This is a genomic window from Chryseobacterium sp. CG10_8 (assembly GCF_058117085.1).
The window spans coordinates 1-9,836 of the sequence record NZ_JBYVEB010000107.1 but is presented as its reverse complement, the minus strand read 5'-3'; the positions used below and the strand labels follow the sequence as shown (position 1 = coordinate 9,836).

At 30.8% G+C, this 9,836-nt stretch carries 10 protein-coding genes; all 10 read right to left on the bottom strand.

Annotated elements, in window-relative coordinates:
* Window positions 1–311: 311 nt before the first annotated feature.
* Window positions 312–863 (bottom strand): hypothetical protein, encoded by a 552-nt coding sequence (locus AC4AGG_RS13720; protein ID WP_489772578.1) that lies wholly within the window; start codon window positions 861–863, stop codon window positions 312–314.
* A 260-nt stretch (window positions 864–1,123) separates the two neighbouring features.
* Window positions 1,124–1,657 carry a hypothetical protein gene (locus tag AC4AGG_RS13715; protein WP_489772577.1) on the bottom strand — a complete coding sequence of 178 codons (534 nt, stop codon included), beginning with the start codon at window positions 1,655–1,657 and terminating at the stop codon, window positions 1,124–1,126.
* A gap of 248 nt (window positions 1,658–1,905) precedes the next feature.
* The gene (locus AC4AGG_RS13710; protein WP_489772576.1) at window positions 1,906–2,991 is read right to left on the bottom strand and encodes a TlpA family protein disulfide reductase; all 1,086 of its coding nucleotides are present in this window, start codon (window positions 2,989–2,991) and stop codon (window positions 1,906–1,908) included.
* Between the two features lie 238 nt (window positions 2,992–3,229).
* On the bottom strand, window positions 3,230–3,745 hold the full coding sequence (locus AC4AGG_RS13705) for a hypothetical protein (RefSeq protein ID WP_489772575.1): 516 nt from the start codon (window positions 3,743–3,745) through the stop codon (window positions 3,230–3,232).
* Between the two features lie 226 nt (window positions 3,746–3,971).
* Window positions 3,972–4,538, bottom strand: a complete 567-nt coding sequence (locus tag AC4AGG_RS13700; protein WP_489772574.1) for a hypothetical protein — start codon at window positions 4,536–4,538, stop codon at window positions 3,972–3,974.
* 226 nt (window positions 4,539–4,764) lie between these two features.
* Window positions 4,765–5,034, bottom strand: coding sequence for a hypothetical protein (locus tag AC4AGG_RS13695; RefSeq protein ID WP_489772573.1), 270 nt, complete (start codon window positions 5,032–5,034; stop codon window positions 4,765–4,767).
* Window positions 5,035–5,515: 481 nt separating this feature from the next.
* On the bottom strand, window positions 5,516–6,199 hold the full coding sequence (locus tag AC4AGG_RS13690) for a hypothetical protein (RefSeq protein WP_489772572.1): 684 nt from the start codon (window positions 6,197–6,199) through the stop codon (window positions 5,516–5,518).
* A gap of 226 nt (window positions 6,200–6,425) precedes the next feature.
* Complete coding sequence (locus tag AC4AGG_RS13685) at window positions 6,426–7,007, bottom strand: DUF6705 family protein (RefSeq protein ID WP_489772571.1); 582 nt, start codon at window positions 7,005–7,007, stop codon at window positions 6,426–6,428.
* Between the two features lie 11 nt (window positions 7,008–7,018).
* Entirely contained in the window at window positions 7,019–8,590 is a 1,572-nt protein-coding gene (locus AC4AGG_RS13680) for a hypothetical protein (RefSeq protein ID WP_489772570.1), read from the bottom strand.
* 209 nt (window positions 8,591–8,799) lie between these two features.
* Window positions 8,800–9,807 carry a hypothetical protein gene (locus AC4AGG_RS13675; RefSeq protein WP_489772569.1) on the bottom strand — a complete coding sequence of 336 codons (1,008 nt, stop codon included), beginning with the start codon at window positions 9,805–9,807 and terminating at the stop codon, window positions 8,800–8,802.
* Window positions 9,808–9,836 lie beyond the last annotated feature (29 nt).

Sequence of the window (9,836 nt, the reverse complement as noted above, 5' to 3'; positions counted from 1 at the left end):
TCGGCGGATTTGCGAAGTTCCACAAAAGTGGGACGGCGCGCATCTGCGGATGTAATCCGCCGGTCGATGTGCAAAATTCCTGATGCGCTAGCTTGGGGTGGAATTTTGCACATCGAAAAAGTATTAGCGAAGGCGGGCGAAAAGTGAACTGAAAGTTCAATTTTCAGCCAAACTGAGCCAATGCTTTTTCGGTGAAGTGAAGTTACAAAAAAATAACGAAACCGAAAAGCAGTGGCGACGAAGAATATTCAAATTTTCAATTTGAGTATTCAAGCCCGCTTTTGCTAATACACTGTTGTCTGCAGTATCTTTTAGAAATCATATCCAACTTTAATACTCAAGTCCAAAACTGCTCCCGAAGTATTAAAATCATTTCCAAATGTTGTTCCGTAACCTAAACCAACTTTAAATTCGTAATTGAAATTTTCAGCAAAATTTCTCCTAAATCCATAAGTGGGAATAAAATTTATTTGATTTGAAAGGCTTAAGTTTTTTGTATTTGAAATTACAAACCAATCTGGAATATAACGAACTTGTAAACCAAAATAATTTGCAGAATTATTTTTAGTATTTTTTCCTTTTTCAGCTCTTTTTTTAATGTTATAGTAATATTTAGGTTGGATAGTTAAAGCAGGATAAAATGCAAAACCTGTTTTCGCATACAAATCTCCTCCCCAAATTGCTGGAAATAAACTTGCTTCAGCTCTTAATGTAGTTTTTTCAGCAATTTTAGTTTCATTGTAAAGGTCAAGTCCGAAAAGTCCAATTTGAATTCCCACAACATTTTTTTCAACATTTGAATTTTGTGCATTTCCAAAAATTGAAATTAAAGAAAATGCGATTAAAGAAAGTTGTTTTTTCATAATTTTCTTAAGAAAATATTTTAGAGTTTATTTTAAGCGTACTTTTTTGTGATATTGCAGACAACGAAAAAGTATTGCCGAAGTGCGGGCTTTTACACCCAAAAAGTTCAATTTTCTCTAACCTTAGCAATTGCTTTTTTGTGGAACTAAATTACAAAAAAATGTGGAACAAAAAAGCAATTGCGACGAAAATTGCAAAATCTCTCAATTATCACTTCAACCCCGCATTTTGGCAATACACTGTTGTGTGTAGTTGTTCGTTATTCGCTTATTTTTGAGTCAATCACAATGTGGTTTTTGAAAAAGAAAGAAGTGTCTTGTCTTGCTAAACTAAATGCATTTGAATTTTCTTGGACATACTTGCTTACATTTGGAATTCCTCCAAAGCTTCCAGATTCATATGCTAAAACGTAATATACTTTTCCAACATAAACTTCATTCATTTCCTCAATTTTATCAGAAGATAATCCGCCATCAACTTCTTTCTCATAAAGAAATTCATAAAGAGCAAAGCCGTTTTTAGGGAATTCACCAGTTTGGTCCTCAAAATTTATTATAAAAGGTATCTCAAGTTTAGCATCATTTATTTCTAATACTTTCATTAAATAATCACTTTGGTATTCTTTTAATTTTAAGCTTTTACCATCAATAATTTCAATTTTTAATTTAACTAAGGTTCCAAATGGAACATTCAATTTTTCTTTAATCGAGTTGACCGCCAAATCATTTGTATTTTGAGCATCACAACTTATAATTATCATTGATAAAAATAAAAAGAGAATTACATTTTTCAAAATTTGCATATAAACTTTTATTTAGGGAAGTGTTTTGGTACAATTACACACAACGAAAAAGTATTGCCGAAGTGCGGGCTTTTACACCCAAAAAGTTCAATTTTCTCTAACCTTAGCAATTGCTTTTTTGTGAAACTAAATTACAAAAAAATGTGAAACAAAGAAGCAATTGCGACGAAAAAAGTAGACTAGGGCAACCAAGACTTCAACCCCGCATTTTGGCAATACACTGTTAGCTGTAGTAGCTTTTATTTATTAGAGTTTGATTTAAAAAAATCAATTATTTTGTCTGAACCATTTAATGTTAGTTCAATCATTCCATTTTTTTCTACAAGATATAAGGTTGGAAAAATAGAAACTTTATAATTGTTTTCAATGTCTTTTCTGTTTACAATAATTGGAAATTTAATTTCACGATTTTTGAAATATTTTTGAACTCTTTCTTTTGAGTCCGAAGTGTAAAAGTTGATTAAATTAATATTATCTGCTAATTTAAAGTCTGAACTATTTATAAAGTCAAAAACTTCTTTTGAAGCACCACAATTTGTTGAAGAAAAAAGTAACAATGTTCTATTGCCAATGAAACTTTTTTCAGAATAATTTTGGTTATTGTTATCATTTGCTTCAAAATTTGGTGCTTTTGTCCCAATTTCTAAAGGATTAATATCGATTTTTTCAAAATATTTTAAAGTATAATTTTTAGGTAAAGTATAATTAAAATCAATTTCTTTTTTTGAAAATTTATATTCCGTGAATTCATAAGTTACAGTTTGTCCAAGCTTGCTATCTACAAAACTTTTTCGTTCAAATTTGGTCACTAAATTTTTTTGAGAAATATAAATATTATATTCTATTAAAATGGTCTTTTCATTAAATTTCTTTTGATTTTCAATATATGAAAAATGAGAAAATTTTCCCCTTTTTATTATGACATCATCTACAAATTTCCATTCTAAATTGAGGAGAAAAGTTGGTCCATATTGAACTAAATGTGAGCTTTGAATTTGTTCTATTTGATTATTTAATTCTTCAAATTTATATTCAGATTTTTCACTATTTTCTATTCTCGTATAATCTTTATTCTTAAATATTTCTTCCTCAGTTCCAGTTTGACTGAAAAAATCAAAATCTTTACTTTTATAATTATTCACAATATAAAAAGTTGTGAACTTATTTATTTCGTCAGTTTCGGGAATAGGATAGTATGCAGTTGCTTTGAAACTTAAAGAAGTATAATTGTTAATTTTCCTTCTTGCTTTTTCTAAACTAACATCATTAGCAAATAAATATATTGTTGTAAGAAATATGAAAAATGTCAAAAAATATTTATTCATTCAGTATGTTTTTACGAGATTTTTGGTGCTATTACAGCTAACGAAAAAGTATTAGCGAAGGCGGGCGAAAAGTGAACTGAAAGTTCAGTTTTAGACCAACTGAAGCCAATGCTTTTTCAATGAAGTAAACTTACAAAAATATTACGGAATTGAAAAGCAGTGGCGACGAAGAATTTTTGAATTTTCAATTCAAGAATTCAAGCCCGCTTTTGCTAATACACTGTTGGCGGTAGTTTTTTTATTCAAAATCAAACCATTTTTTTTCAAAATATATTTTTGTCTTGCTTTTTAAGCTGTCTTCTAACTCAGCAATAATAAAATTGTTTTTTTTGCCTTTATATTTTAGTGTGAAATTTTGAGAGAAATTATTTGTATCATAGTAAGCACCAAATTTACATTGAAAAGGATTTTTTTCTACTTCATTAGTAAATACAGAAAATAATATCAATTTATCCGAATTTTGATTTGGTTTTGAGTAACCAAAAATTCTATGGTCTTTACGAATATCTGAATATAGCTGTAGTATACTATCTCTATTTGAGACTTGAAATTTATTTAAATTGTCTTCGTTTAATTGCTCAAGGTGAACATTTTCTTTTGGTTTGTCATTTAAACCACTTTTATCTTTATATAGAGAATCCTTATTTATTTTATTTGAATAAATTTCTCCTATCTTTTTTTCCTTGAATTTAACTTTTTCGTTTTGGTTACAAGCCGTCAAGATTAAAATCGATAAAAAAGTTAAAAATTTCATTTTGTGTGTTCTGTTTTTTAAAATTACCGCCAACGAAAAAGTATTGCTGAAGGACGGGCTTTTACACCTGAAAGTTCAACTTTCACTGAACTCAGCAAATTGCTTTTTTCGTTGCACTAAATTACAAAAAATCGTGAAACGAAAAAGCAAATTGCGGCTAAAAATGCAAAAACTTTCAATTTAGAATTCAACCCCGTCTTTTAGCAATACACTGTTATCTGCTGTATCATTCTGCTTGAATATTGTTTTCAACGAACAAATTTGAGATTTCATTAATATACTTTTGTACTGAGTTTAACTCTAATTTTTCAAATTTTTTAATTATAATTTGTTTTTCTATAATTTCGATACCATTAAAATTTTCAGTTATTTTAAGAAGTAATTTTGTGGAATTTCTCAAATTTACTGACGTAATTATTCTTAAATCATTTGATTTTCTATCGCAAACAAAAGTGTATCCTTTTTCATCTTTTGATATTAATTTTGATTTAGTCAACAATGCAGGATGCTCAAATATTTTTTCCTCAAATCCAATCTCTTTTAAGTATTCAAATCTTGAGTTTGACTTATTTCTTAAATTTCCATAAAGTTCTTCTATAATTATAAAAGAGACAAGTAGTATTGGTAAAATTATGGCTGAAAATATTAGTATTAAAATCAGTAATTGAAGCGTTGGAAATTGATTTTCGAAATAAGAAAAAGCTAAAATTATTATTGCAATTGATGTAAAAACAATTGATGTGGCTTTAATGCTTTTTAACGTATTTTTTGTATTTATCAGAGATAATTGCATTTGAGCACCGTTTTTGAGATATAGCAGATAACGAAAAAGTATTAGCGAAGGCGGGCGAAAAGTGAACTGAAAGTTCAGTTTTAGACCAACTGAAGCCAATGCTTTTTCGGTGAAGTGAAATAAAAAAAAAATAACGAAACCGAAAAGCAGTGGCGGCGAAGAATATTCAAATTTTCAATTTGAGTATTCAAGCCCGCTTTTGCTAATACACTGTTGTGCGACGTTTTTACCTTTCAATTTCTTTTATAAGATTATTTAATTCGTTTATGTTTTTCATTTCACACCATTTCATTTTTGTCAAGTATGGTTCAGAATAAGACATTCCTTCTTGGTCAATTTTTGTGATTCCAATCAAATTATTTTTTTCGTCCAAAAATTTGAAATAGTAATGAACTTCTGGTGTCCCTAATTCTCCCCATCTATATTTTGTATTATCATTTAAGATTTTCAGAAGCTTATAACTTTCTTCATCATTAAGTTCATATTTATTTTTCATCCAATTAAGATTTGAATAAAGAATTATTTTTTTAGGTCGAATTCTAGGAAAAGTTAAATTATTTTCATTTTCAAGTCTAACAGAAGAAGAATAAGTTTTGGGATTTGCAGTTTCAGGAAAGTAATTATTATAGAATGCTTTATCAATTTCGAAATCAGCAAAATTTGGATTAAAATTTAGTTTGTTTGAAATAAAAATAAAACTCAAAATTATTATGACAGAGAAAAGTATAATTTTTATTTTCATTTTTTATTGACGGGAGTTTGGATAAAATGTTGCACAACGGTTCGCGTGTTTGCGAAGGAGCGGATGAGAAAGCATTAACTTTCAACTTTACACCAACGTTAGCAAAAACCATTTTTTTATTTGCTAATTTACATTTTTTACGCAAATAAAAAATGGTTTTTGCGGTGAAGAAAGTACAGATGTTCAGTTTTGCACTTAACCTGCTCTTTTGCAAACACGATGTTAGCGGTAGTTTTTATTCTTTTGATTTATCCCGTGTTTTTTTTACAATTAGAGAAATTATAAGACCTATAATTGCTGTTAATAATCCGCCAACTACTGAATAAAAAAATGTGTTATTCTTAGTGATTTCTTCCCACGGTATTTTATTAAAAAGTAAATCAGAAATTGCAAATGTAACACCTACTGAACCAAAGATGAATGTGGTGACAATACGAAATAATTCGGAAAAATTGACGGATTTATCCTTTTCCCTTATTTTTCTTTGTGCATCTTGTAATTCAATTTCAAGTTTATCTTGGTTAATATTTTGAATTGTTACATTTTCAGTCTTCAAGTAGCTGTCTGTTGAAGTCAGTATTCTATGCGACAAAAATTTTAAGTTAGCGATAAAAGTTGCTTTGCTTTCCTTTTGAAGTAACGGGTTAGAAATTATTTCTGAAAGTAAATCGTCAATAACTTCTGATATAACTATAGTGTCAACTTTAACCTTATTCTCCCTGCATTTTGAATTTATTACAGACTGTATCTCAAAGATAGAAACTAGGTTAGAGTCGTTGAGTTGATGAAGTAATGTTTTGACAATATCACGTTTTACTTTATCACGCTTTTCTTCTTTGCCCTTAATAAAGAAATAGAATCCAAGAGGAATAGAGCCTATTGAAGCAATTGTTCCTATAAGCGATATTATATCATTCATTAACGTGTGGTTTTAAAATTACCGCTAACGAGCGGGTATTTCTGCAGTGCGGACTGATTATGACAACTTTTTCTATAATCACAAAACTGAACAAAAACCATTTCTCTTTTTACAAATTTTCGTAGTTTAGCAAAAAGAGAAATGGTTTTTGTTGATTTATAAAGCGGATAGTTCTATTATTATTTTAACTCCGCATTGCATAAATACCATGTTGGCAGAAGTGGTTTTACTGTTTTACTAATATCATTTCTTTAGGAAAGGTACTTCCGTTTAATGGAGCATTTGGGGGAATTTGAACACCATTCTTTATTGTAATGACTTGCTCTACTTCAAACATCCGCATTTTAATTTGTGCTGGGGATAAACTTTCCAATAAAACCTCAAAATCTTTGTATTTCTTATAATCTTCAAATGATATTGAGGTAATTTGATTATGACAATTTAGTGTAAAAATTACTTTAGGTCTGTAATCTTTTGTTAAATCATCATTAGAAGTATCTGCAATCAAAACTCCGTTTTCCCAATATTTATAATAGCCAACTAAACGATCTTTATAATAGTCATCATTTCCTGTTTGGCTAAAATGATGTTTTTGCTTTATTAGGGTTAGTTGAAACTCACGAGTTCCACTTATCCACTTCCAAGTTCCGACAAATTTATCCATTTCGTTGGTGGTGTCTTTCAAATAATAATTTGGACTGGTATGATTGTACATTTTATTACATTCCAATAATGGAACGATGATATTCTGTGCTTTGCAAGATAAAAAAGCAAAAGTTGTAAGAGTTAATATAATTATATTTTTCATTTTTTTATAATTTAAGGTTGTGGACAAGGTGTTTTTTGTATGGTTACACCACCATCTACAGAAGTTAGTTTTTTCCATTGGTTATCTTCATATTGATACAAAAATATAGAATTAGAACCAATTTTGCTACTACTCATCACTTTCATAAATAGTTTTTCCGCTTGGGCTGCGGTATAATCTATATTGGTTACCATTCCTGCTTCATCTTTGTATATATCATAAACTTTTTTTTCTGCATCTTTTCTTCCTTCCGTAGTATCCAAATCCAATCCATCGAATAAAGAGTCAAGATTTGCAAGATCTTGTACCCTCAAAGCATAAACTGTGCCGTTGAAATTGGCAAGAAAACTTGAAAACTCGTTTTTCCTAAATGGAACCAACATTTTGTAATGTTCATATAGCGTAACTATATCTTTGTAGGAATAAATAGGAATTGATTCTGGAGGGTGGTTGTGAGCTTGTGCAGTATCATAATTTGACAGGGTGTTTTTCACAACTACGGTATTATCAGGAAGAACTGTTGCAGAACCCGAAGTTATCGAATAGGAGATATTTCCATGATATTTTTCTACCACAAAACTAGTTTCATGCATATCAGGATTTGCCATGGTTACTCTGTTTTTTATGCTGTCCAATTTTGCTTTAAAAACAGTGTCGTCCGTTTTTTCTTTCAATCGTTCACAGTCAGTTTTAGTTTCTTCAGTTTCTAAAGTGATTAAATTGGGCAACGTAATCACTCCACCCAGCTCATCAATCGCTTCTTGTACAGCGTTTGGATTTTCGGGTTGTGGTTGTGGATTGTTTCCTGTTAATGGATCACCACCACCATTATAGGAAACAGGTGGTGAATTTGGATCCCAACTTCCGGAAGGAGGTTCTGGAACGTCTTCACAAACCACGGTTTCTATCGTGTACATTCTGGGTAAACCACCTGTTGAACAAGTACATTGATACCATAAGTTTATATTTTCTGCTCCATGATAGTCATGACAGCACCTTACAAAGACAGGTTGGCTTACATAATGACAGTCAAGCCCAAAGTATCTTGCAGATTGGTTATTGTTGTATGTTCCTTTTTCAAGTTCTATGGTGGTGGTTTTTCCTTCCAAATCAATTCCATTTCCAATGGAAAATTCCTCCCAATCTTCATTTGTGAAATTATAGGTTTTCAAAAGTTCTTTGTAAGTTCCATCGGGTTCAAGACTTAAAATCAAATTCTCAACAGGTGCATTTTCATCTGCTCCATTTCTATAAAGTCTGAAAGTGTAAGTATGATATGCTTTGTACTCCACATAAACCACTTCATCGGTATCGATGGAAATACTGTCACCATAATGAATAACCCTTGAAAAAAGATTATTGGGTACAGAAAAGGTTAACCTTGTTTTTGCCTCTTTTAATTTGGGGAGCAGTTGGGCTTTGTGTTGGCTTTCTTTAAGGGAAATTGTTTTGGAGAAAATTTCAAAGTTTTCTGCTTCGTTCCGAACTTGTTGTTCTTGCAAATAATCGTTCCTACAGGAATTGATAATTCCGAGAAAAAGCAACAATAAAGCCCACAAATAAATGGTTTTGTTTTTCGTCATTTTGTTTTTTAGTTTAGGTTTATACTCGTTTCCGTTGGTTTTTAGCGGTATCTTTTTACCATTTCTGCCAACGTTTTCGGGCTTTGCGTTCGGGCGGGTTTCGGAGCACAAAGTTTCAATTTATTACTACAGTTCAATAGAAGCATAAAGCTCCAAGTTTGCACGTCACCCCGCCTGACGCAAAACCCGTGTTAGTGGCTGCCTTTCTCTTACTGGTTATAAAATCCTTCATCTCCGATTGGTGTCCAAAAACTATATTTTACAAATTTATTTCGTCTCTTGTCATCAGGTATTTGTCTAACCTGATATGGCATTCCACCTGTCTTAACATTTTTTCCTGCTAAATAAGCAAATGTCAATTCAATAATGTCAAGCAGATTTTTTGTAGTTATTTCAAAAAAGTCACTTAAAGAAGTCCTTTCCAATTTTACCTTTTTGTGGTTTAGTTGAATTGTAGGAGCAATAATGTTTCCATCTGTCTGCAATTCAAAATCAAAAACCTTTGTGTGTTCAAGTCTATGGTCAAATCCATTTCTTAATTCTCGGATAACCTGCATAAAGTAAACTGTCTTTTTAATGAACTCTACAAAAGGGTCGGCTTCTCCATATTTTTCTTGCAATTTTTCGTGGAAATTTGGAAAATGTGATTGCTTTGTCAAGCCAAGATTAGGGTAGAACTTAACTATAATGTCCATAAGAGTTTGCTCAATATGGTCTGCTTTCTGAAATATGGTTTTGCATTTGGATTCAAGGCTAACAACAGATGGAAGTTTATACGAAACTTTTTGGTCTCTTCTTTCATCGTATTCGTATGATGCAGTTTTTTCAGCAAGTTGATATTCTTTGATTTCTTTTTCAAGTATAGAAATTTCAGAAAGTAAATCTATCGTCAAACCTATTAGTTTGGAACAGTCAACAGCGTTTGAAATATACTCTGGTCTGAATAAAGTCATTGCCGTTAAAAGTGTCCTTGAAACAGTCTCTGATTCTGTTCCTTTGTCTATGATAAGTTTATGAATCGTTGTAGGAAGATTTATATTTGTTCTTTTAGGGTCAATGTCGTCTGCCATAACCATTTCATATATCGACCTTTCTTTAATAATTAAAAGTCGTCCACCAATATTTTTCATTTCAATAATGGCACCATCTTCTTCAGAACCGATGTCTGCGTGTCCGCCTGATTCTCTCTTTCTGTCAATTGGTCTTTTTTCATCCATATTGTTGGTCGTCTGTTAAGGTTGCCACT